This window comes from Natrarchaeobius oligotrophus (assembly GCF_003841465.1).
Classification (GTDB): Archaea; Halobacteriota; Halobacteria; order Halobacteriales; family Natrialbaceae; genus Natrarchaeobius; species Natrarchaeobius oligotrophus.
In genome coordinates, this window is record NZ_REFZ01000007.1 from 59,142 (window position 1) to 80,808 (window position 21,667).

Here is a 21,667-nt window from a genome sequence, read left to right on the forward strand (position 1 = left end):
CAGACCGTCTCATACGGATTGCTGTAACGATTTACCGGCGCAACCGCCGCATGGATCGCGGTTGCGCCGGAAATGACTTACAGTAAACCGTCTCAGGCCAGCCACTCGTCGGGTTTCGTGTCGTAATCGACGTCGTCGGCGGCGAGGTGGTCGACCTCCTCCCACGGAACGTCCGTGATACTGACCTCCTCACCGTCGTAGCGGATCAGCTTCCCTCGTTCTTTCGCTTCGGGTTCGCGGTTGCGCCGCTTTGCGACCTCGACGTCGTGTTCGTCGACTTCCTTGACGATCGTCAGCAGGTTGACCGGTCGCCCCCAGAGTTCGAAGATTCGCTTCAACGTTTCTCGAGCCTGGCCCAGATCGAGGACGACGCCGTTGTACTGGTGGCCAAGCAGCAGTTCGTTCGCGTTGTTGTAGTTGCCGTCGTACACCGCGATCGTCGGCTTGCCGAAGTTGGTGAACTGCAACAGCAGCTTCTTTTTGACGTCCTCGGCGGCGTCGCTCGCGACGTGGAACTGGCCGGTCGCCTTCGAGTGTTCGTAGGTGAAGTAGTTGTTCTCCGTGATGAACTCCTGGGTGAGAAACTCGTCCAGGAACGTCACGTCGTTGTGGCTCTCTCTGACGTCGAACATCCGATCCCATCCCGCGGTGACGTCGACGTCCGAGAGCGCCTCCTCGACCGAGGAGTACCGGGCGTCGTCGAAGAGATACCGACCGATTCGCTCGAGTTCGCTCTGGCTCACCCGCGCGAGGAAGCCGCGGTTCTGGCGCTTGACGAGCGAGTAGTGTCGCCGGGCCAGCCCCTCGTAGGTGAGCACCTTCCAGGGGTATCGATCGACGTCGATCTCGCCGTTGCGGGCCGCTTCGAGCGCCTCTCTATCGACCCATTCGTTCGGAACCTCCTCGAGTTCGTCGAGCGTTTCGGCGGTGACCGCGGCGATGGCCTCCGGCGGCTCGAGCGTCTCGAGCACCTCGTCGAAGTCGACGACGTCGGTGAGGTTGCGCCAGGAGATCCCCTCCACGCGGAGCAATCGCTCGAGGACCTCGCGGCGGTTCGTGGTGTTCTCGGCGTACTCCCACAGCTCGAAGCCGAGGCTGTAGGGGTTGAGGCCGGGCGATCCGAGCACCCGTGCCATGTGATCGGCGTAGTCGATGACCTCGTCGGATTCGGCGAACCCCTCGTCGGTCATCATCTTCGACTCCCAGTAGGCGGCCCAGCCTTCGTTCATCACCTTCGTCATCTTCTGGGCGGCGAAGTAGTACGCCTCCGCTCGCATCATATCGAGGACGTCCCGTTGCCACTCCGTCATCTCGACGGCGCGCTCGGACTCCCCGTCGTACCGCTTGCCGTGTTCGCGGACGAACGCGAGGAGGTCCTTCTGTGGCTCCTCCGGGAACGTCACCGCCGCGTCTTCGGCCTCGAGTTTTTCGAGCCACTCGTCGTCGAACACCTCCCCTTTGATCTCGTCGGAAAGTTCGAGCTCGTCCAGTTTGTCGGCGAGATCCTCGTCGATCTCGCCGTCCGGGCCCTCGACCTCGAGGCGGCGCTGGAACACCCGGTGCTGGTCGATGTTGTCCTCGAGCGAGAGGCAGTGGTCGATCCACTTTTCGACCTCGGCGCGGTCGATCTCCGGGTCGGACATGTACTCGTCGATCGCCCGGGCGTGGCGCTCGAGCATGGCGGCGGCGTTGACCTGGTCGTCGTCCGTGCGTCCGCTCGTGAAGAGGCCGAACCACTCGTTGTTCGCGAAGAAATCGGAGTGGGCCTCGACGTGGGTGATCACCGCCTTCTGGTCGGCGAGCGTGTTCGACTCCTGGAGGAAGGCGTGGGCCGGGTTGTCGTTGTTGACGATCTCGAACGCTTTCCCGCCGCCGTACTGGCCCTGTTTCTGCTGGCGGTCGTACTGCATTCCCCACCGCCAGTGGGGATAGCGCGACTGGAATCCGCCGTAGGCGATGAGTTCGTTCATCTCGTCGTAGTCGATGATCCAGTATTTGACCGGGTACGGCTCGAGGCCGAGCTTTTCGGCCAGATTGCGAGCTTCGGAGACCGGCTCTTCCAGTTCGCTGGCGATCGCTTGCTTGCGGTATCGGTCGGCGTTGGAGTTCGTCTTGCTCATGGGAACCACCGGGGTTCGCGGGTCGCGCGGGAACCGCTGGCGCGGTCACTCATCGTCGTCACCCTCCGTGCTGAGGATCTCGTAGATTGCGTCGGTGACGTCGTCCTCGCCGTTGACGTAGGCGACCGCGACCTCGTCGTCGTCCGTGCCGAAGTGGCGCTCGAGCTCCTCGGCGTGGGTCGCGTTGATCGCGTTCCCCGACGGTTGCGTCTCGACGTAGGCGTGGAGGTTGGCGTCGATCTCCTCCATCATCGGGATCACGCGCTCTTCGGTGTCGTTCGAGGAGTTCTCGGAGTCGCCCGCGGCGAAGACGTAGCGGTTCCAGTCGCTCCAGGGATACTCCTCGAGCAACTCGGCGGCGAGTTCGTACGCGCTCGAGATCTTCGTCCCGCCGCCCGAGCGGATGCCGAAGAACTCCTCGCGCTCTACCTCCCAGGCGTCGGCGTCGTGGGCGATGTAGATGAACTGGGCGTTGTCGTACTTGCCGGTGAGATACCAGTCGAGCGGCGTGAACGTCCGCTCGACGAGTTCGCGTTTCTTCTCGCGCATCGAGCCCGAGACGTCGCGGATGTTGACGACGACGACGTTCTTCTCTTTCTCCTCGATGATCTCGGGGTAGCGGTAGCGTTCGTCCTCGCGACGGAAGGGAACGTGTTTGATCCCCTCGCGGCGGATCTTCTGCTGGACGCTCTGGCGTTCGACGTTCGCCTCGACCTCCTCGATCGACGACCACGCGCCGCGTTGGTCCGCGACCTCGTCGTGGGTCTCTTCGATCCAGGCCATCGAAACGGGCAGGTTCTCGCCGCGAGCCCACTCGAACACCTCGCGCGCGGAGATTCCTTCGACCTTGCACACCTCGCGCAGAAACTCCTCGTCGAAGTCCATCGCGAGCTTTCGCTTGAGCCCCTCCTTGAACATCCGCTCGAAGTCGAGCGTGCTGTCGGGACCCGTCCGCGTGAGGTCCGTGAACGGTCCCTCCTTCTCCTCGATGACCTTCTTGCCCTTCGGATCGAGGTCCAGCCCGAGTTCCTCGTCCAGCTCCTGGGCGAACTCCTCGGGGTCCATCTCGTAGTACTCGTGTTCGCCGCCCTCCTCGCCGGGTTCGCCGTCCTCGTCGCCGTCTCCCGGCTGGGGCTGGGGCTGTCCCACCGGCTGGCCGACGTCGGGGGTGTCGCCGTCGCCCTGTCCGACGCCGCCTTTGTCCCGCTGGTCGTACTCGAACTCCGGCAACGAGACGATCTTGACCGGGATCTTGATCTCGCCCGGTCGGCTCGAGCCCAGATCGCCGTACTGGATGAAGTCGGCCAGATCCTCTCGGCGCTCCTCGCCGACTTCGCGAAATCGCTCGAGGTCGTCTCTCAGTCCCATGTTCGCACCTCGCTAGTCAGTCCCATCGGTAGCTCACCTGTCCCATGACGTGTCTGCTGGTCAGTTCGGCCGACGCCTCCGAGTAGTCGAAGCGGTCGACCATCGTCCCGATCGTGTTCTCCTTGACGGTCTCCGTCTCGGTCCCGCTCGGCGGATCGTCCCACTGGCGCGGGTCGAAGTCCTCGAAGGTCCGGCTGACGTCGTCCCAGTCGTGGCTCTCGAGGACGCTTTTTATCACCGGGATCGCCGTGAGGTCGACGTCCTCGACGGAGAAGTCCTCGTCGCGGTGTTCCCAGGCGTGGCGGTTCAACGACGTGATCACCTTCTCGCGACGGAAGTTCCGGACGCTCTCTCTGGGGAGGTTGCCCTGGTACTCCTCTTCGGAGAACCGGCCGAGGTGTTCGATCTCGAACAGCTTCATCTTCAGCGGATCCGGTTCGACGCGCTCGCCGCGGTCGTTGTACAGCGGCTCGTCGGTCTCCCAGGCGTAGACGTGTTCGACGTACTCCGCGACGGTCTCCTCGTCGACGCGTTTTTCGTGCATGATCGCCTCGATGACGTCCGACTCCTGCTGGTCGAAGACGTAGTTTTTCACCGGCACGACCCGGTTTTCGAACTCCGAGCGCTCGCCCGTCGAGAACACCGGCGCGTCGGCCATCCCCTCGGCCATCGCGTTCAGCACGTCGCGGGGCATGACGACGTCTTCGACCGGCAGTTCGGTGTGGTGACGGTCGCGGTCGGTCTGGAGCAACTCCGCGAGCGTATCCCGCGTGTAGGTGACGGGGATGCCGTGTTCGCCGTCGTGTCCGTCGTCGTCGAAGTCGAACTCGTCTTTCTCTCGCCTCGTGTCGCCTTCCTGCAGGTATCCCTGATCGTAGATTAACGCCTTGTCGACTAGGTCGAGGCCGTTCGGCAGGTTCTCCTCGTCGAGGCGGGTGGCGACGGCGTACAGCGCCGCCGCCTCGATCGCGTGCGGAGCGAACTCCTGCGTTCGCGTCTCGCCGACCTGATCTTTGACCGTCGCCGTGACGGGTCCTCTGATCCGCTGTGCGAGTTCGTCGTAGCTGTCGGCCTCCCAGACGGCGGTCTCGTTCGTCAGCTCCCGACGGATCAGCTCGCACTCGAGGCTCAGGTTCGTCAGGTAGCCAAAACGGTGCTTGTCCAGCCGGCGCTTGAGCGCCTTCAGCGGGTCCATCCCGTTGCGATCGGCGTGCTGGTTGAGCTGGGCCTCGAGGTCGGGGTTCGAGATGATCAACAGCTGCGTGTCGACGTCCATTCCGATCCCCTTGTCGAGCTTGACCGACTGTTCGTCGGGAACGTTCAGCAGCTTTTGCAGGAGGTCCGCGTGCTGGGCGGCGTCCTCGACGATCGTCAGAACGCCGTTGCCTTGCGAGAGGACGCCGTCGTAGCTGAACGCCTGCGGGTTCTTTCGGCCGCGCGAGTCGAGTTCCTGGAGCATGCCGTGCATCCAGGAGCCGACCAGACGCTCTTTCGGCGGGCCGTCGTCCTCGGAGTGGAGGACGCCGACGCCCTGGCCCACGTCGACGACGTAGTTTTTCACGCGGAGGTGGGCGTCGTCCGTGATCGCGGAGAACAGCTCCGCTTTCCCCTCGCGGCGGTAGCGCTCCTCGAGGAAGTCGTACGCTTCCCGCGAGAACGGATCGAGCCGCGCGTCGACCCGGACCGGGACGTGGTCCTCGAGGTCGTCGTTGAGGTCGCCCAGAAGCTGCTCGCGGACGTTCTCGGGAAAGACCGACAGCGGGTGAGCCTGGACGGGGCTCTCGTACCAGTGCTGGTCGTCGGAGGCGGTCGGATCGCCGCCGTAGCTCAGCCCGCGGTCGTCGGCGTCGGCCGTCGTGACGTTCCACTCGACCGTGTACCGCCGTCCCTCGGGCGTCTTCGAGTACTCGCGGAGCCCGTTGACGAGACACCGTTTGAGTTCGGATTTGCCCGTCGCGGTCGGCCCCTCGAACCAGATGATCTTCTCGTCTTTGGCCCGACCCGCCGCGATCGACCGGAGATCGTCGACGAAGCCGTTGAGCACCTCCGTGTTGCCGAGAATCGCGTGCTCGCCGCCGTTGTGCGGGTCGTCGAAAAAGCGATAGCGCTCTTTCTCCTCGCCTTCCTCGACGACCGTGCGCGTTCCGGCCGACTCGATCGCCTCGAGCAGGTACTTCGAGGCGTGGGAGGCGACGGTCGGTTTCTCGAAGATCCGGTCGACGTACGCCGCGAGGCTCATCGGTTCCTCGTACGTTTCCTCGAGCGCGCGGTCGGCCTCGGTGACGTAGTCGTTGCCGGTCATATCAGTCTTCCATCTCTGCTTTGGCGACCTCCGCGCCGGCGAACTCGAGGACTTCCTTGGCACCCTCTTCGGAGTAGCCCTGTTCGATCAGCGCATCGATCCAGGCCGAGCGCTCGTCGTCGTCGAACTCGTTGGCCGACACCAGCGCGGAGAAGTTGATGTTGTGCTTTTTGTCCTCCCAGAGTTTGCGCTCGAGTGCGCGGCGCAGGCGCTCGTTGTCCTGGGGGTTGAACGCCTCACCCTCGCGGGCGCGCCGGGAGACCCAGTTCGAGACCTCCTGTCGGAAGTCCTCCTTGCGGTCTTCCGGAATGTCGAGTTTCTCCTCGACCGACCGCAGGAACGTCTCGTCGGGCTCCTGTTCGCGGCCGGTCAACTCGTCCTCGATGGTGTCGTCGTCGATGTAGGCCATGACGTGGTCCATGTACTTCTCGCCCTGTCGGCGGATCTCGTCGAGATCGTACGCCAGCGCGTGACGGACGTCCTCGATCGCGCGCTCTTTGTACTCCTCGCGGACGGTCTCGAGGTAGCGGTAGTACTTCTCGAAGTTGTCCTCCGGAATGGAGCCGTGGTGCTCCAGGTTCTCTTCGAAGAAGTTGAACACCGTAAGCGGCGAGAGGAAGCCGCGCGATCGATGTTTCGAGTCCATGATCGCCTCGGCGATCTCGTCGCCGATGAACCGCGGCGAGATGCCGACCATTCCCTCGCCGATCTCGGCTTTCCGTTCGGCCTCCTCGCGGAGCTTCTTGACGTCGATGTCGTCGCCCTCGTCGATCTCGCCGTTGTACGCTTTGGCCTTCGAGAGCAGATCGACCGTCTCGCTGTCGGGCTCTTCGACCCGGGTCAGGACGCCGAACAGGCCGGCCATCTCGAGCGTGTGCGGCTCGACGTCGATGTCCGGCACGTCGGCGTTGTTCAGCATCTTCTCGTAGATCTGGGCTTCGTCTTCGTACGAGAGGACGTACGGGAAGTCGATCCGCTTGGTGCGGTCGTTGAACGCCTCCATCTTCTCGTCGCCCTTCTTGTCCTTGTACTCGGGCATGTTCGTCCGCCCGACGATCACCTGATCGATGTCGATCCGCGGGTTGTTCTTCGGCTTGATCGTCTGCTCCTGTGTGGCGTGCAGGAAGTCGTAGAGGAACTCCCGCTGGAGTTTGAGCAGCTCCTCGCCGGAGAAGATGCCGCGATTTGCGTTACAGAACGCCCCCGAGTAGTCGAACGCCCGGGGATCGCTCTCGCCGTAGATGGCGATCTTCGAGTAGTTGACGTCGCCCGTGAGTTCGGTTTCGTCCTGGTTTTTCTTGTCCTTGGGCTCGAACGTTTCCAGGCACTGGCGTTTGTTCTCGTCGGCGACGAGTCGAACGATCTCGACGTGGTTTTCGAGCGCCTGCTGGAGGTCGTCGTCGTAGTACGCCAGCAGCTTGTCCATGTAGAACTCGCTTTCGGGGTCGAGGGCCTGCTCGTTCTGGATCGTGTACGGCGCGTCGAGTTCTTCGTTCAGGTCGTCGATCACCCGCTGGCGCTGCTCGAGCGGGAGGAGAACGAGCGGATCCTGATTCATCGGGGAGCGGACGGTGTCGTCGGCCGGATCCTGATCTTTGATGACGTCACAGAGATTGGTCCAGCGGAACGTGTACATCCGACCCTCGTCGCGCAGCGTGTAGTCCTCGAAGTACTGGCGTACCTGCTTGTCGAAGTGTGACTTCCCCGAGCCGACGGGACCAAGCAGGAGTTTGATCCGCCGTTCGGGCCCGAGCCGTCGTGCACCCGATTTCACCTTGTTCACGAACTCGTGGATCGACTGATGGATAACGGTACCGTAGAACGTGTTCTCGCCGTCGTTGAGCGGATCCTCGCTCGCGAGCTGGTACTCGACGACTCCTTCCGTTTCGTCGTAGGCCGTCCCGTAGAAGTCGAACATGTCCGCGACTCGCTGGTGGGCGTTGCGTGCGATCCTCGGGTCCTCGTAGCACTCCGTCAGGTACCAGTCGAAGGACTTGGTCTCCCGCAGGTCCGCGGGAATCGATTCCTTGTACTCCGTGCTGAGCGTCTCGAGCGTCTCGATGTCACCGTTCATGGTATCATTGCAGGTTGTGGGTCCCCCGCCGTCGAGTCGTCGCCGTTCGCTGCAAACCGTCGGTCGGACGCGACCGTCGCTCGGCGGTCCGGTTCCGAAGCGACTCGTCTCGGAGAGCGCGAATCCGATCGGGCGGCGTCGGTCTTCCATGTCATATGCGAGCGATCACCACATGTCGCCGTGCGAGACCGTCGTTCGTGACTCGCACATCGTGCGCTGGGGACGAGCGCAGACTGGATCGGTCCGGCAGCCGGATACCGATAGTATTTAATGAGTGAGTAATCCAAATACTTAAAGTTGGCCCCAAAAGGTATTTACCAGGAGTTAATTGCAGGCAATATTCACCATCACCTTTGATAGGTACTCGGTACCACACCCCTCATCAGGGGTAAATCGACCTAAATTGTCGGCTTGCATTGCCGTGGTCCGCTCGCGCGCGTCCGGCGTGCGGTCACGCCTCGAATCGGATCGAAGCTGACTGAGTCGAACCGATCGGCAACGGATCCTCTTCGGAAAACAGCGCTGAAAGGTGGTTTACTGGGAGAAAACGGCCGTTCCGAGCCCTCGTCCTCGATTCCAGTTTGGGTCCGTTCGAGGGAATGCCATCTCCCGTGGGTTCACGCACTCGAGATTGCCGACGTCCGCGCGTTCGAACCGGTCGAGGCACGCCTTCGAAGCGCTCGAGGTCAGCGGTAGTTCTTGAACAGGAGCGCTCTGACGTCGTCTTTCGTCTGGACGTCCTCGCTCGAGCCGTCCGGCAGCGTCACGGTGTACCGGTAGTCGGCCGACGACGACTCCTCCCACTTGTCGTCGTGGGTGTCGAGCAGGCTCATCATCTCGTTCAACATGTCGTCGTCGTCCGCGTCACCCCCGCCGTCGTCCGCGTCATCCCCGCCGTCGTCCGCGTCATCCCCGCCGTCCGCTCCGCTCTCGTCGGCGGAACCGTCGGTCGGCTCCGCGTCGGCCGCTGTCGTTTCGCCGTCCGACTCCTCGTAGGACACCGACTCGAGCTCGTTCGGATCCGGTTCACCGTCGACGACTGCGCCCACCGACGCTGCGACGTCCGTCGTCGCGGAGGAGTCCACGTCCGCGTCCAGTTCGACGGAATCGTCGAGGTTGTCGATCAGAAACTGGACTGCATCCTGTTCCCGGACGTAGCCGTACTTGCCCACTACCGACTCGGAGATGTTCTCGCGGAGACGCTGGATGAAGACGTACTGTTCGTCAGTTACCTCGAGCGTTTGCATAATTCACCGATGACGCGCGAGGTACAAATATGTGGGCCGTGCCGAGGGTCCACGCCGTTCGGACGATCGGATGGGGGTTCCTCGACCGCCCGACTCCGAGCTGGCACGCGATCGCACCCAGTATACGAATTTCCGAGGAACGTGGATTTTTAGGATGGACGCACGAACCGTCCCTATGGTCCTGAAAGAGTCCGAATCGAACCTGGACGCCGGCGACGAAGCACCCGAGTTCGAACTCGAGGGGGTCGACGGGGCGACGTACACGCTCGAGGAGTTCGCAGACAACGACGCGCTTTTGCTCGTCTTCACGTGTAATCACTGTCCGTACGCGAAAGCGAAGTTCGACCTCATGAACGAACTCGCCGCCGAGTACGACGACGTCTCCGTCGTCGGCGTCAATCCCAACGACGCCGAGGAGTATCCGGAGGACTCCCTCGAGAAGATGCGGGAGCTCGTCGAGGAGGGGACGATCGACTTCGATGCCTACCTTCGCGACGAGAGCCAGACGGTCGCCCGCGAGTACGGTGCGGTCTGTACGCCGGATCCGTTTCTCTTCGCGGCCGACGACGGCGCGTTCAGGCTCGTCTACCAGGGTCGTCTCGACGACGCGCTGAATCCGGAGGACGAACCGACCCGATATCACGTCCGCGAAGCGATCGACGCCGTGCTGGCGGGCGAAGACGTCGACCTCGAGTGGAAGCCCTCGCAGGGCTGTTCGATCAAGTGGATCGACGGGTAGTCCCTCCGTGCTGACGGATTGCGCCAGACGAAAGGACGGACGAACCCGTCCGCCGGAACGGTGGACGGTTACGAAAACGAAGCGGGTCAGTCGTTCGACGCCCGTTACTCGACCTGAATGTCGCCGACCATCGTGTTCTCGTGGGGGGCACAGACGTAGGACGCCATCTCGCCGCTGGCGGTGAACTCGAGGATCTGGTCGTCGCCGGGATCGTCGACCTGGTCGGTCGAGAGGTCGTCGACGACGTCGCCGCCGTCGTCGCGGATCTCGATGTTGTGGGGCGTGCCGTCGCCTTCGGTCCAGCCGATCGTGTACTCCTCGCCGTCTTCGAGGATCAGCGTCGGATTCGTCTCGCCCGCGATCTCCGAGGGCTCGAGGCCCTCCCAGCCGCCGGTCTGACCGTCGAAGCGGATGTCCTCGCCGGCCGCGATGGTGACGCCGTCACCGTTGCCGTCGCCGTTTCCGTTTCCGTTGCCGTTTCCGTTGCCGTCGTCGCTACACCCTGCGACGAGCGCGGTCGCGGCCGCTGCACCTGCTGCTTTCAGGAACGTTCGTCGGTTGCCGTCGTGTACTGTCATCGTTAGCCGCTAGTTAGCGATCTGTCCCATTGAAACGACCGTCGATTCCCACTCCGTGAGGACGGAATTGAACATGTTCGGCTATTTTAAATGGGGCCCTCGATCTGCTCTCGAAACGCCAGCGACGGAGATCGAAACAGTCCGGAGCGGAAGTCCGGCGACCGAAACGAATCGTTCTCGCTCGAGCCGGCCGCGGTCACAGACCGAGCATCAAGGGACCGATCAGCACGCCCATCAGGTGAACCCGACGCGCTCGCAAGCGGACGGGAACGAGACCAACGCCGGCGGCGACGACGAAGACGACGATGCCGGGCACGCCGGTGAACAGGTACGAAAGGAGAAGCAACAGCGCGAGAACGGCGGCCGAAATCTTCCAGTACGTCGTTCGACCGACCAGTTCGAGGTACGTTTCGCCGACGACGATCACGAGGACGAATCCGATCAGTCCGGCGACGAGGACGCCGACGAGTAACACCGGCAGCTCGAGCGGCGCGTCGGCGCTCTCGAAGGCGACCATCACGCCAGTCCGCGGCTGGCCGATCGCAACCAGCGCGAACAGCGCGAAGATGGTATTGGCCGTGTCTACGCCGCTGGTGGCGACGATGTAGCCGCGGTCGCCGGAGTCGCCCGGAACGAGGACGAGCACCGCGACGGCGGCGATCGCGGCGGATATTCCCGGCACGTAGCCGACGACTGCGCCGGCGAGCGCGCCGGCGAGCGCGGTCGCAGCGACGAGTCGCTTCGAGACGGCGATCGACGCCCGTTCCTGGTCCGGTATCCCGCTTCCGAAGACGGCGTCGATCAACACCGGCGCGCCGAACAACCCGGCGAAAAGCGGAGCCAGCATGCCGCCGGCCTCGAGCGGCGCGTCGGGCGACAGATCGAGCGTCAACGCGCCGAGGATGGTCGCGAGCGCGAACGAGAGTAATCCACCGAAGCGGCCGCGCCAGGTGCGTTCGGAGGAGACCAGCGCGACGACCACCATCGCCAGCACGAGCGACAGGTGCGTTCGAATCGTCGGATACGCGGCGGTCACCGCCCAGGTGATCGGGAGCGCGAGCGGGACGGCCGCGAGCACGGCGAGGATGCTTCCGAGCGCCGAGAGTCGGATCGCTTCGTACCCTCGTCCGTCGAGAACCATGCGGTGACCCGGCAGCGCCGTGACGGCCATCTCGGCGTCGGGGACGCCGAGCGCCATCGCGGGGACGGCGTTGAGAAACGTGTGGACGACGCCGGCGGCGAGCATGGCACAGCCGACGAACAACGGCTCGCCGGGGATCGACGCGGCGAACCCGGCCAGCAGAAGGGCGAAGTTGTTCGCGTGGAGTCCGGGAACGAGTCCGCTGAGGCTGCCGAGCGTCGAACCGGCCAGTATCCACGCGAGCAACCGGATCGAAAACGACGGATCGACGACGAACTCGAGCGACGCGGCGGCCATCGATCACTCTGGCCGCCTCCTGGTATATATACTGCGGGACGATTCGTGCGCGTCGGTGGCCATCAACCGGAGATAAAACGAATTGCGTGTGGGTTGGGGGACGACGCCGACTCGAGCAGCGTACCGATGCTGGAGTGTTTCAGATGTGACTATCCTGTGGGGCGTCGAAAGAAATCGAACCTGTGCGGATCGTCGCGTCGCGACTTAGCCGAAGAGTTCGCCGAGGCCCTCGCCACCGGCGTCGTCGTCTTCGTCGTCTTCGTCGTCGTCGTCCGTCGTGTCCGGGACGTCGCTCGTCTCTTCGGCATCCTCGTCGTCGCCACCGTCGTCGCCCGCTGCGGCAGCGCCGCCTGCGGCGGCTCCAGCGGCGGGGACGGCCGCGGCCTCCGAGACCGCTTCGTCGATGTCGACGTCCTCGAGCGCGGCGACGAGCGCCTTGACGCGGGACTCTTCGACGTCGACGCCGGCGGCGTCGAGTACGTCGGTCAGGTTGTCTTCGTTGATCTCTTCGCCCGTTTCGTTCAGGATGAGTGCAGCGTAAACGTATTCCATTGTAGTGTCCTCCGTTGATTAACCGAACATCGCACCGAGACCTTCCGCACCGTCGCCGTCGTCGTCATCGTCATCGTCGGCGTCGGCGTCGGTCTCAGTGTCGTCTTGATCGTCGGCCGATTCGTCCTCGTCCTCGCCGCCGTCGTCGACGTCGTCCGCCGCCGGGGCGGGTGCCTCGAGATCCTGGAGCTCTTCGGGAAGTGCCTCCTCGTCGTCGATCTGGGCCGCGAGCGCACGCAGCTGTGCGTCGGCCTTGCTGACGAGGTCGGGCATGAGCTCTTCGTCCTCGATCGCGGCGTGCAGGCCGAGACTCTTGGCTTCGCCCGTCGCCTTGGCGATGAGCGTCGACGCGGTTGCCGCGGTCGGGAAGCTCGCGTTGACCGAGAGGTTCCGTGCGCGGGCGGCCGCGGCCGAGACGTCGCTCCGGTAGGCGTCGACGTCGATGTCGAGGTCCTCGGGATCGAAGAGTACGCCGTCTGCGATGACGGCTCGAAGGTCGAGTCCGACCTCCTTGGGTTCGATCTCGAGTTCGTTGAGGACGTTCGCCAGATCCGCAGAGACTTCTTCGCCGGTCTCGAGGACCGTCGAATCTTCCATGACCTGGATCGAGCCGTCCTCGATGCGCGCGTTCGCGCCGACGCTCTGGAGTTCGCCGACGAACGGTCCCGGATCGACGCCCGTGTCACCCTCGGGGATGACGATGTCGTTGGGCGCGACTTCGCCCTCGTTGATCGGAGCAGGCGTCTTCGACGCCTCGAGTTCCTTGTAGAGGGTGAAGGGATTGTCGTTCGTCGCGACCAGACCGACCTGCCCGTCTACGTGGGCAACGAGGTCGTCGAGTCCGGCGTCCTCCAGAGCGCGAGTCTGCAGCGTGTTGCGGCTGACTCGCACCACGGCGGTGCCGTGGAGTCCGCGACGCATGTCCTGTAGCTGCTTCGAGGGAATGCCCGCGATGCCGACGATACCGACGCTCTCGTAGTCGTCGATGAGCTGCTGGAGCTCGCCGACCTCTTCGCGCTTCCACTCTGGAAGGTTTTCGGTCTTGCGTTCGGCCTCAGCACTCATGTTAGACCACCTCCACCGACGGGCCCATCGTCGTCTTGACGTAGACGCCGTCGATGTTCTGTGGGCCTTTCTCGAGGTCCGCGTGGAGACGACGCAGGATGACGTCGATGTTGTCTGCGATCTCCTCGGCGTCCATATCCTCGGCGCCGACGAGCGTGTGGAACGTGCGCCGGTCGCCCGAGCGAAGTTGGACGGTGTTTTTAAGTCGATTGACGGTCTCGACGACGTCGTCGTCGGGCGAGAGCGGGTCCGGCATCTTCCCCCGAGGACCGAGGATGGTCCCCAGGTGCCGGGCGATGTCTTGCATCATCGCCTCTTCGGCGATGAAGAAGTCCGTCTCGTCCGCCATATCCTTGGCGTCGTCGTCGTCCAGATCGGCCACGTCGTCCTCCGAGAGAACGTCGTCCGCTACCTCCTCGGCACGGACTGCGGTTTCGCCCTCGGCGATGACGACGATCCGCGTTTCCTGGCCGGTTCCGGACGGCAGGACGATAGACTCATCGACACGGTTCGACGGTTCGTTCAAATCAAGGTCACGCAAGTTGATCGCGAGGTCGACCGTCTCGGTAAAGTTCCGGTCCGGCGAATCCTCGAGTGCGCGAGCCACTGCGGTTTCGATATCCGAATCTGCCATCGTTCACCTCCGTAGTACGCAGGAATGCTCCTACGGGTCAGTGAAACAGGCATTGCCTGTCTCTGTTGAGAGAAGTAGGATGGCGAACTTAAACCCGTCGAACCGCGATCCGCCGCCTCGTATCCGCGATTTGCGACCCGGTAGCCCACCGGGGTGGCGAGTACCACTGCCCAAGAGTCACGCGCGGTCGACGACCAGCGTGTATTCGCGTCCAGGACCGCGATCACGGCCCGTTCCGAGCGAGTTGAGCCGGCGGTCCGAACCGAACTTCGCTCTCGTCGTCATTTTTCAGGCGACTATTTCGATCGAAAGTAATATCATCGATGACAGTGTATCGTTCGTGTATGTGGCCAACAGATTTATATCTCATCAGTGGTCCAACGGGTCTGGAAGCGACCGGGTACGTCGCTCACGGGTGGGTAATCGAGGCGTACCGAACGCTCTCGCCGGTCGAGCGAGCGGGGGTCCAGTTCGCCGGCGTGTTGGTCGTCGCGAGCGTACTGCTGGGGATGCTCCAGGGATACGGTAGCCGCGCGGTCGAAAAGTCCCGTCGCAGCCCGGTAATTTCGGTCTGCGTGGGGCTGCCGTCGCTGCTCGTCGTGGGTATGCTCTCGAGTACCGGCTACTTCATCCTGGGTTCGAGCCTCGGCACGTTTTTCGGCGTCATCCTGGTCGTGTTCGGACTGACGGTCCTGCCAGCCGCGGCGGTGATCGGCGTCGCATCGATCGGCACGACGATCAGTGCGCGTCTCGGACGGGACGCACTGTGGCTCGGGGTCTTCGTCGGAAGTCTCGTCGCCGGCCTCGCCGGACTCTCGCTCGCGACGACGGTCGCGCTGGCGAGCGTGGCGATCCCGCTCGGGCTCGGGACCGGCGTCCGCATTCTCGTCGGTTCCGGCGGCGCAACCAAACCCGAGGAACGAAGCGTCCCGCCAGCGAACAAGATCTGATACGGATTACTGTACCGATTTGCCGGTGTACCCGCCGCCCGGGTCGCGGGTGCGCCGGAACTGACGGACAGTAAACCGTATGAGACCGGTGGAGTTCGCGGACGGACGCCGGCTCTTACTCGTCTGAACGACCGATCGTCACAGCCAGAGACGTCGCGGTCCGCGTCGCTTTTGTACTCGAGTCGAGCCGCCGAGAATCGAAGAAAACGCGATTCGACTTACGCGAGGACGTCGTCGTACTCGCCCGCGTCGACTTTTTCCTTGAACTCGCGAGCGTCGTCGCCCTCGATGGTGACGCCCATCGAGGCGCAGGTGCCCACGACTTCCTTCGCGGCGTTTTTCGTGTCGTACGCGAGCAGGTCGGGCGCTTTCTGCTCGGCGATCGTTTTGACCTGATCGATCGAGAGGTCGGCGACGAAGTCCTCCTGGGGTTCGCCGCTGCCGGTTTCGAATCCGGCTTCGTCCTTGACGAGCGCCGCCGTCGGCGGGACGCCGACGTCGATCTCGAACGAGCCGTCGTCCTCGTACTCGACGGTCACCGGTACCTCGGTGCCGTCGAAGGCCGCTGTCTGATCGTTGATCTCCTGGACGACCGCCTGTACGTCGACGGGCGTCGGTCCGAGCTCGGGACCGAGCGGCGGGCCTGGGTTGGCCTGGCCACCCGGAACGAGCACTTCGATGGTTCCAGCCATATCCGTCACAACCCGTGCGCGAGTTTTAAGGGTTGCTTTTTCGGGCAGTCTCCGTCTGTGACCGACTGACGCACCGGACGGTTCGGACGACGGTGATCGCGTCGTCGCTCGGAACGAAACCGACTCCCGACACGGACGGAGCGGCTTCCGTCATCGATCGGGATCGATCGCGTCCTCGCGCCAGCGTGCGAACGACTCGAGGACGTGGCTCTCGTCGAACCGTTCGATACACGGAACGTCGTGAGGATGAATCTCGCGAACGCAGCGCTCGAGTTCCTCGTAGGCCGATTCGGTCGTCTTCGCGAGCAGCATAACCTCGTCGTCGTGGTGGATCTCGCCGTTCCACCGGTACGTCGAACTCGTCGGTACGCGGTTGACGCAGGCGGCGAGTCGCTTTTCGACCAGGGTTTCGGCGATCGATTCCGCGTCGTCGGGCGGCGCCGTGATGTATACCGTCGTCATTCTCGTCGAACTACGACCGTCGCCACAAAAAGAGATGCGAGCGATCCCGGACGCGGACGACCGCTTCGGCGTCGACCCGCTCGTCGCCCGCGGACCGCTACTCCTCGACGATGGGGTTGAACGCGCCGTTGATGTCCCACTCGTGGAGGCAATGGGGACTGCCGACGCGTTTCTCGCCGTCCTCGCGGTCGATCTGCCACGCCTCGAGATCTTCGTCCCAGTACTCCGCTCGGTTGCACCGCTCACAGACGCGAGCGGTCGGCGTTCGTAGTTTCGCACTCATTGGCGATTGTGAGAACTGAACCCATATAACGTATTCGTCCTCCGGCGGACCGCCAACCGAACGAGCCGAACGTACACTCGCTTATAAAATAAAATCTATCATTAGTTAACTATATATGGAACAGCTGATAACACCGAAGTAGTTTACCAAAGACCGTGAAAATTCTATGTCGAAATCGATCGGAAAGCAAAATTCATTGGTAATTGGCAACATTTATTATCATGTCTAACAGCATGACAAGCATCCAATCTAGTCAGGAAAGACGGTTACTGAACAGCGACCGACCGGCGACGAACCAATCCACTGCAGCGACCGGCAGACACGACATCGAACGGACGAACGAATGAGTGACGAACCAACACGCGAAGAATCGGAACGAAGTGGCGAATCGAGCGGAAACCGATCGATCGGGTCGTATCTGGTGCCCGGGGTGATCAGGCGGCGACTCATCGCGAAGACGCTCGTGGCGATCGTCGCAATTCTCCTGTTGACCGCCGCGATCAGCGTTTTCTTCTACGTCGGTATCAGCGACCAGCTCGAGGGTCAGGTGGACGACCAGGTTGAACAGACGACCGAACTTCACGCGAACGTCCTCGACACCTGGTTGAACGACCGCGAACTCGAACTCGAGGACATTTCCCGAGACGACGTGCTAACGACGGGTGATTCGGACGAGATATCGCGGTATCTGGAGGGGCAGGCGTATACGGGAGAGTTCTCGGAACTGTATCTGGTGGATCGGGAAACCGGTGAAGTGATCGGGAGCTCGAGCGATGACGCCGTCGGCGAGGACATGCTCGATCGGATGGGACAGGATCTCGGCTCGCCGCCGTCGTTCATGACGACCGAACAGTACACGAACTTCGAGGGAGACGAGGCGATCGCGATCGGCCAGCAACGGATTATCCTCGACGAGCACCTTCTCATCGGTGAGGTCGACGCCCACGATCCCGGTCCGAACCTGCCCCAGGGGATCGACGGCGCGAACACCGTCGTGGTCACCCAGGACGGCGAACCGATATTCGGGGACGAAAGCGTCGATTCGTCGGTGATCGAACCCGGGGTCGAAGGCATCGCGAAAGTCAGCCACGACGGATCGCTCTACTCGTACATTCCGAGCTATCGCTACTCGTCGTACGCCGGCGAAGACGTCTACGTGGTGACGAGGACGCCCGAGGACGTCGCGTTCGCCGTCCGAGACGAGGTTCAGCTGAGCTTCATCGTGACGATCGTTCTCACCGGCTTCGTCTTCGTCGCCGTCGGACTGGTCGGCGGTCGGAGCGTCTCGAGCGAACTGACTCGACTTCGAAACCGTGCACAGACGATGGAGGAGGGCGATCTTTCCGTCGACCTTGAGACGGGACGAGTCGACGAGATCGGCTCCCTCTACGACAGTTTCGCGGCGATGCGCGACTCGCTTCGCGAGCAGATCCGGGAGGCACAGGCGGCTCGCGAGGAGTCCGAAGCCGAGCGCGAACGCGTCCAGCGCATCAACGATCAGCTCGAACGCGCGGCTCACGAGTACGGCGCGGCGATGGGCGCGGCCGCAGACGGCGATCTCGCCGTCCGCGCGGACACGGAAGTCGAAAACGAGACGATGCGGGAGATCGGCGAGGACTTCAACGAGATGCTCGACGAGATCGAAGCCACCGTCGCGGACCTCCAGGCGTTCGCGACGCAGGTCGCGATCGCCAGCGAACAGGTGACGGCCTCGAGCGAGGAGGTCCACTCCGCGAGCGAGCAGATCAGCGACTCCGTCCAGGAGATCTCGGCCGGGGCCGAGCGACAGAACGCGTCGCTCCAGCAGGCGACGAGCGAGATGTCCACCCTCTCGACGACGACCGAGGAGATCGCGGCCTCCTCGAACGAGGTCGCGGATCTCGCGGCGCGAACGGCGAACACCGGCGAGGCGGGACGGGAAGCCGCACAGGACGCGATCGAGAGCATGACCGAAACCGAGACCGAAGCAGAACGCGCGGTCGAGGAGATCCGTGCCCTCGAGTCCGAGGTCGGCCAGATCGACGACCTCATCGAGCGCATCCAGCAGATCGCCGAACAGACGAACATGCTCGCGCTCAACGCCAACATCGAGGCCTCGCGCTCGGCGAGCGGACAGGACGGCGACGGATTCGGCGCCGTCGCCCAGGAGATCAAGGAGCTGTCCAACGACGCCAAAGTGGCCGCAAACCAGGTCGAAAGCCGCCTCGAGAGCATTCGAGAGCAGACGGTTCGCTCGGCCGAGGAGGTCGAGGAGACGAGCGCCCGACTCGAGACGGCGAGCGAACAGGTCGAGGAGGCCGTCGAGGCGCTCGAAGAGATCGCGTCGTTCGCGACCGAAACGAATACCGGCGTCCAGGAAATCTCGGCGGCGAGCGAAGAACAGGCCGCCACGACGCAGGAGGTCGTCGCCATCGTCGACGAAGCGGCGACGATCAGCGAGGAGACGACGGCCGAAGCCGAGAGCGTCGCGGCCGCCACCGAGGAGCAGACGACGGCGCTGACCGAGGTCTCCGGGTCCGCCTCGCAGCTGTCACAGCAGGCGACGCAGCTCTCGCAGGCGCTCGATCACTTCGAAACCGACGTCGACAACGACGGCGGCATCGTCGGTGACGACGAGTTCGAACTCGAAGCCGACGAGCGCGACGAAAGCGCGGTCGACGGGGACGGCGAAGCCGACGCCGCTGCGAAACAGGACGGCGAAACCGACTCGAGTCAGTCGGACGATCCGCTCGAGGAGCCGGTCGCCATGCCGGCGGACGAATCGACGGCGACCGACGACGAACGGACGGACTCGACCGACGCCGATTCGAGTGAACCGGCGTCTGTCGACGAGGACGACGCGAACGTCTTCGAGTTCCACGACGACGAGGCCGACGACTCGTAATCCGGTCGGTCCGTTCCGGATCGGCGAGACTAATTTTCACGTCTGGTATTCGGGGGCAAAGAACCAAGACGGTGGTCCGATTTTCCGTTGGCATGAGTTACGGGCTCGATCTGGGACGGCGGACGATTCGCGTTGCGAGGGGCGATCCGGCGGAGCCGATCGTCACGTCGACGGCCCCCGTTGTCTTCGCAATCGACGACTCGCACCGCGAGTCCGACGCCGCTTCGCCGGCCGACGCACGATCCGTTTCGCGCGACGACACGACGTACGCGATCGGATCGGACGCGATCGACGCAGCTGACGCCGTCGACGCGACCCCCCGGACGCCGTTTTCGGACGAACCGCTTCTCTCCGACGACGACGGAGCGACTCTTTCGCTGGTACTGGACGTCGTTCTCGAGAGCCCCGACGGCGAACAGCTCTGCTATACGGTTCCCGGCGCGCCGGACGACGACGAGCCCTGGTCGATCGACGACCACTGTCGACTCGTCGAGTCGTGTCTCGTCGAACTGGGAGTCTCGCCGACGCCGATCGATCGCGGATTCGCCGTCGTTTACGACCAGCTCGAAGCCGACAACTACACCGGCCTCGGCGTCTGTCTCGACGGAGAGCGGACGAACGTCACGCTCGCGTACTACGGCGTGCCGGCGCTTTCGTTTTCGATCCCGATCGGAGACGAATGGGTCCGTGATCGGGCGACCGCGGAACTCGATCGCGATCGGGCGGACGTTCGACGTGCGCTGACCGACTTCGAACTCGACCCGGACGCGACGACGGGCGAAATTCAGCGCGCGCTCGCGGAAGCGTACGACGACCTGGTCGAACGGCTGGTCGACGCGCTCGGCCGTCGGGCCGTCGAGCACGAACTCGAGCGCGGGCTGTCCGTCCCCGTCGCGGTCGCCGGCGAGGGCGCAGTCGACGGCCTCGAGTACCTCGTCGGCGGCCGATTCGACGCGGCGGCTCTCCCGTTTTCGATTCGCGGCGTTCGCCGGGCCGACGAACCCGCCGAGAGCGTCGCACGGGGTGCCCTCGCCGCTGCAGCGGCCGGCGTCGACGGAGACGAGGGTATCGTCCGGACTCGAGACGAGTGGGCCTCGAGCGATTCGAGTTCGAGCCCGTCGATGTCGGAAAGTCCCGACGAATCCGAGTCGGCAACCGCCGCGTCCGACCGGGCGACGCTTTCGTTCGACGACGAGCGTCCCGAACTCGACGAGACGGCCACCGACGCCGTCGATCAGTTGTTCGAGCGGCTCGGAAACCGGGACCAGGAGATCGAGTCGGTGCGGACCGACGTCGACGCGGTCGCCGCCGCCGTCGAGACGCTCGAGCGACGGACCGCGTCGGCAGAATCGGTCGAGTCACTCGAGACGCGACTGGAGGCGCTCTCCGATCGCGTCGACGACGGTGCGGACGATCTCGACGAGGTCGCGGATGCGCTCGACGACGCCGTAGCCGACCTCGAGGAGGCCGCGAAAGCCGACGAAGTGGTCGCGCTCGAAGGGAGAGTTTCCGGACACGGCGAGGAACTGGCCGCCGTCGGGGACGAGGTCTCGGATCTCGCCGACGAACTCGAAGAACTCGCCGAACGCGTCGACGCGCTCGAGTCGCGGCTGGCCGACGACGCCGACGCCCGCGACGAACGAGTGGCCGAGACGGTTCGAGAGCGCCTCGAGGGAACGATCGAGGACGAGGTCGCACGAACGACGGCGGAACACGTTTCGGACGCGGTGGACGATCGACTCGAGGAGACGGTGAACGATCGACTCGAGCCGATCTCCGAACGGATCGGAGCGCAAGCGGACCGACTCGATACTCTCGAGGATCGAACCGCCGCTCACGACCACCGTTTCGATCGCGTCGACGCGTCCCTCGCGGAACGGAGCACGTCTGACGGCGTCTCCGCGGAGTGGCTCGAGGACGAACTCGAGGCGCTCCGTGTCGACCTCGAGGACCGACGCGTCGAAGACGATCCCGGGACCGTGCGACCAGCGCTGGTGACGTCCGCTCTCGCCGGCGCGGGCGCTGCGGGGGTCGTCTCCGGCGGAGTCACTGCGGCTGCGATCGATGCCGGGCTCGGAGCTGCGGTGGCCGTCGCCGGCGTCGCCGTCGTCGGAACCGCCGTCGTCCTCGCCCGGTAACCCTCGAGACCTGTTCGGGGGATCGAAATCAGTACCGTAATCCCGCGACCGCCGACTCTTCTGCGTGGCTCGCTCGACTCGGGCGGACTGCTATCCCTCGGCTCCGGTGGGACCGCGACCGTCCGTCGGCCCCACCGGTAC

17 protein-coding genes are annotated in these 21,667 nt (G+C 63.9%); 4 read left to right on the forward strand and 13 right to left on the reverse strand.

Annotated features, from left to right (window positions below; translation table 11 throughout):
* Positions 1–92: 92 nt before the first annotated feature.
* The 5 genes from EA472_RS11760 to EA472_RS11780 all read right to left on the reverse strand — a co-directional run bounded on the left by EA472_RS11760 (position 93) and on the right by EA472_RS11780 (position 9,111).
* On the reverse strand, positions 93–2,120 hold the full coding sequence (locus tag EA472_RS11760) for a SpoVR family protein (protein ID WP_124191712.1): 2,028 nt from the start codon (positions 2,118–2,120) through the stop codon (positions 93–95).
* Positions 2,121–2,165: 45 nt separating this feature from the next.
* The gene (locus EA472_RS11765; RefSeq protein WP_124191713.1) at positions 2,166–3,488 is read right to left on the reverse strand and encodes a YeaH/YhbH family protein; all 1,323 of its coding nucleotides are present in this window, start codon (positions 3,486–3,488) and stop codon (positions 2,166–2,168) included.
* Positions 3,489–3,504: 16 nt separating this feature from the next.
* Complete coding sequence (locus EA472_RS11770) at positions 3,505–5,790, reverse strand: PrkA family serine protein kinase (RefSeq protein ID WP_124191714.1); 2,286 nt, start codon at positions 5,788–5,790, stop codon at positions 3,505–3,507.
* A gap of 1 nt (position 5,791) precedes the next feature.
* Complete coding sequence (locus EA472_RS11775) at positions 5,792–7,864, reverse strand: PrkA family serine protein kinase (RefSeq protein WP_124191715.1); 2,073 nt, start codon at positions 7,862–7,864, stop codon at positions 5,792–5,794.
* A 686-nt stretch (positions 7,865–8,550) separates the two neighbouring features.
* A complete protein-coding gene (locus EA472_RS11780; protein ID WP_124191716.1) occupies positions 8,551–9,111 on the reverse strand; it encodes a hypothetical protein in 561 nt (186 codons plus the stop codon).
* Positions 9,112–9,286: 175 nt separating this feature from the next.
* On the opposite strand from EA472_RS11780, the gene EA472_RS11785 reads away from it, so the two are divergent.
* Positions 9,287–9,850 carry a thioredoxin family protein gene (locus EA472_RS11785; protein ID WP_124191717.1) on the forward strand — a complete coding sequence of 188 codons (564 nt, stop codon included), beginning with the start codon at positions 9,287–9,289 and terminating at the stop codon, positions 9,848–9,850.
* Between the two features lie 104 nt (positions 9,851–9,954).
* On the opposite strand, the gene EA472_RS11790 is transcribed toward EA472_RS11785, so the two are convergent.
* The 5 genes from EA472_RS11790 to EA472_RS11810 form a co-directional block, all read right to left on the reverse strand.
* Positions 9,955–10,428 (reverse strand): plastocyanin/azurin family copper-binding protein, encoded by a 474-nt coding sequence (locus EA472_RS11790; protein WP_124191718.1) that lies wholly within the window; start codon positions 10,426–10,428, stop codon positions 9,955–9,957.
* A gap of 196 nt (positions 10,429–10,624) precedes the next feature.
* Positions 10,625–11,866, reverse strand: coding sequence for a tripartite tricarboxylate transporter permease (locus EA472_RS11795; RefSeq protein WP_124191719.1), 1,242 nt, complete (start codon positions 11,864–11,866; stop codon positions 10,625–10,627).
* 204 nt (positions 11,867–12,070) lie between these two features.
* Complete coding sequence (rpl12p, locus tag EA472_RS11800) at positions 12,071–12,418, reverse strand: 50S ribosomal protein P1 (RefSeq protein ID WP_124191720.1); 348 nt, start codon at positions 12,416–12,418, stop codon at positions 12,071–12,073.
* Between the two features lie 18 nt (positions 12,419–12,436).
* The gene (locus tag EA472_RS11805; protein ID WP_124191721.1) at positions 12,437–13,483 is read right to left on the reverse strand and encodes a 50S ribosomal protein L10; all 1,047 of its coding nucleotides are present in this window, start codon (positions 13,481–13,483) and stop codon (positions 12,437–12,439) included.
* Between the two features lies 1 nt (position 13,484).
* Positions 13,485–14,117, reverse strand: coding sequence for a 50S ribosomal protein L1 (locus EA472_RS11810; protein ID WP_124191722.1), 633 nt, complete (start codon positions 14,115–14,117; stop codon positions 13,485–13,487).
* Positions 14,118–14,461: 344 nt separating this feature from the next.
* On the opposite strand from EA472_RS11810, the gene EA472_RS11815 reads away from it, so the two are divergent.
* Positions 14,462–15,067, forward strand: coding sequence for a hypothetical protein (locus EA472_RS11815; protein WP_124191723.1), 606 nt, complete (start codon positions 14,462–14,464; stop codon positions 15,065–15,067).
* A gap of 218 nt (positions 15,068–15,285) precedes the next feature.
* On the opposite strand, the gene EA472_RS11820 is transcribed toward EA472_RS11815, so the two are convergent.
* The 3 genes from EA472_RS11820 to EA472_RS11830 all read right to left on the reverse strand — a co-directional run bounded on the left by EA472_RS11820 (position 15,286) and on the right by EA472_RS11830 (position 16,504).
* On the reverse strand, positions 15,286–15,759 hold the full coding sequence (locus EA472_RS11820; RefSeq protein WP_124191724.1) for a 50S ribosomal protein L11: 474 nt from the start codon (positions 15,757–15,759) through the stop codon (positions 15,286–15,288).
* A gap of 150 nt (positions 15,760–15,909) precedes the next feature.
* The gene (gene cutA, locus EA472_RS11825) at positions 15,910–16,221 is read right to left on the reverse strand and encodes a divalent-cation tolerance protein CutA (protein WP_124191725.1); all 312 of its coding nucleotides are present in this window, start codon (positions 16,219–16,221) and stop codon (positions 15,910–15,912) included.
* Between the two features lie 97 nt (positions 16,222–16,318).
* The gene (locus EA472_RS11830; RefSeq protein ID WP_124191726.1) at positions 16,319–16,504 is read right to left on the reverse strand and encodes an HEWD family protein; all 186 of its coding nucleotides are present in this window, start codon (positions 16,502–16,504) and stop codon (positions 16,319–16,321) included.
* A gap of 343 nt (positions 16,505–16,847) precedes the next feature.
* On the opposite strand from EA472_RS11830, the gene EA472_RS11835 reads away from it, so the two are divergent.
* Positions 16,848–19,388 (forward strand): methyl-accepting chemotaxis protein, encoded by a 2,541-nt coding sequence (locus EA472_RS11835; protein ID WP_124191727.1) that lies wholly within the window; start codon positions 16,848–16,850, stop codon positions 19,386–19,388.
* A gap of 92 nt (positions 19,389–19,480) precedes the next feature.
* Positions 19,481–21,526, forward strand: coding sequence for a hypothetical protein (locus tag EA472_RS11840; RefSeq protein WP_124191728.1), 2,046 nt, complete (start codon positions 19,481–19,483; stop codon positions 21,524–21,526).
* The last annotated feature ends 141 nt before the right edge of the window (positions 21,527–21,667 follow it).

What these genes read in the sequence shown, in the direction of transcription:
- EA472_RS11760 (WP_124191712.1), bottom strand. Translation starts at nt 2,120, where the DNA reads ATGAGCAAGACGAACTCCAACGCCGACCGATACCGCAAGCAAGCGATC.
- EA472_RS11765 (WP_124191713.1), bottom strand. Translation starts at nt 3,488, where the DNA reads ATGGGACTGAGAGACGACCTCGAGCGATTTCGCGAAGTCGGCGAGGAG.
- EA472_RS11770 (WP_124191714.1), bottom strand. Translation starts at nt 5,790, where the DNA reads ATGACCGGCAACGACTACGTCACCGAGGCCGACCGCGCGCTCGAGGAA.
- EA472_RS11775 (WP_124191715.1), bottom strand. Translation starts at nt 7,864, where the DNA reads ATGAACGGTGACATCGAGACGCTCGAGACGCTCAGCACGGAGTACAAG.
- EA472_RS11780 (WP_124191716.1), bottom strand. Translation starts at nt 9,111, where the DNA reads ATGCAAACGCTCGAGGTAACTGACGAACAGTACGTCTTCATCCAGCGT.
- EA472_RS11785 (WP_124191717.1), top strand. Translation starts at nt 9,287, where the DNA reads ATGGTCCTGAAAGAGTCCGAATCGAACCTGGACGCCGGCGACGAAGCA.
- EA472_RS11790 (WP_124191718.1), bottom strand. Translation starts at nt 10,428, where the DNA reads ATGACAGTACACGACGGCAACCGACGAACGTTCCTGAAAGCAGCAGGT.
- EA472_RS11795 (WP_124191719.1), bottom strand. Translation starts at nt 11,866, where the DNA reads ATGGCCGCCGCGTCGCTCGAGTTCGTCGTCGATCCGTCGTTTTCGATC.
- rpl12p (WP_124191720.1), bottom strand. Translation starts at nt 12,418, where the DNA reads ATGGAATACGTTTACGCTGCACTCATCCTGAACGAAACGGGCGAAGAG.
- EA472_RS11805 (WP_124191721.1), bottom strand. Translation starts at nt 13,483, where the DNA reads ATGAGTGCTGAGGCCGAACGCAAGACCGAAAACCTTCCAGAGTGGAAG.
- EA472_RS11810 (WP_124191722.1), bottom strand. Translation starts at nt 14,117, where the DNA reads ATGGCAGATTCGGATATCGAAACCGCAGTGGCTCGCGCACTCGAGGAT.
- EA472_RS11815 (WP_124191723.1), top strand. Translation starts at nt 14,462, where the DNA reads ATGTGGCCAACAGATTTATATCTCATCAGTGGTCCAACGGGTCTGGAA.
- EA472_RS11820 (WP_124191724.1), bottom strand. Translation starts at nt 15,759, where the DNA reads ATGGCTGGAACCATCGAAGTGCTCGTTCCGGGTGGCCAGGCCAACCCA.
- cutA (WP_124191725.1), bottom strand. Translation starts at nt 16,221, where the DNA reads ATGACGACGGTATACATCACGGCGCCGCCCGACGACGCGGAATCGATC.
- EA472_RS11830 (WP_124191726.1), bottom strand. Translation starts at nt 16,504, where the DNA reads ATGAGTGCGAAACTACGAACGCCGACCGCTCGCGTCTGTGAGCGGTGC.
- EA472_RS11835 (WP_124191727.1), top strand. Translation starts at nt 16,848, where the DNA reads ATGAGTGACGAACCAACACGCGAAGAATCGGAACGAAGTGGCGAATCG.
- EA472_RS11840 (WP_124191728.1), top strand. Translation starts at nt 19,481, where the DNA reads ATGAGTTACGGGCTCGATCTGGGACGGCGGACGATTCGCGTTGCGAGG.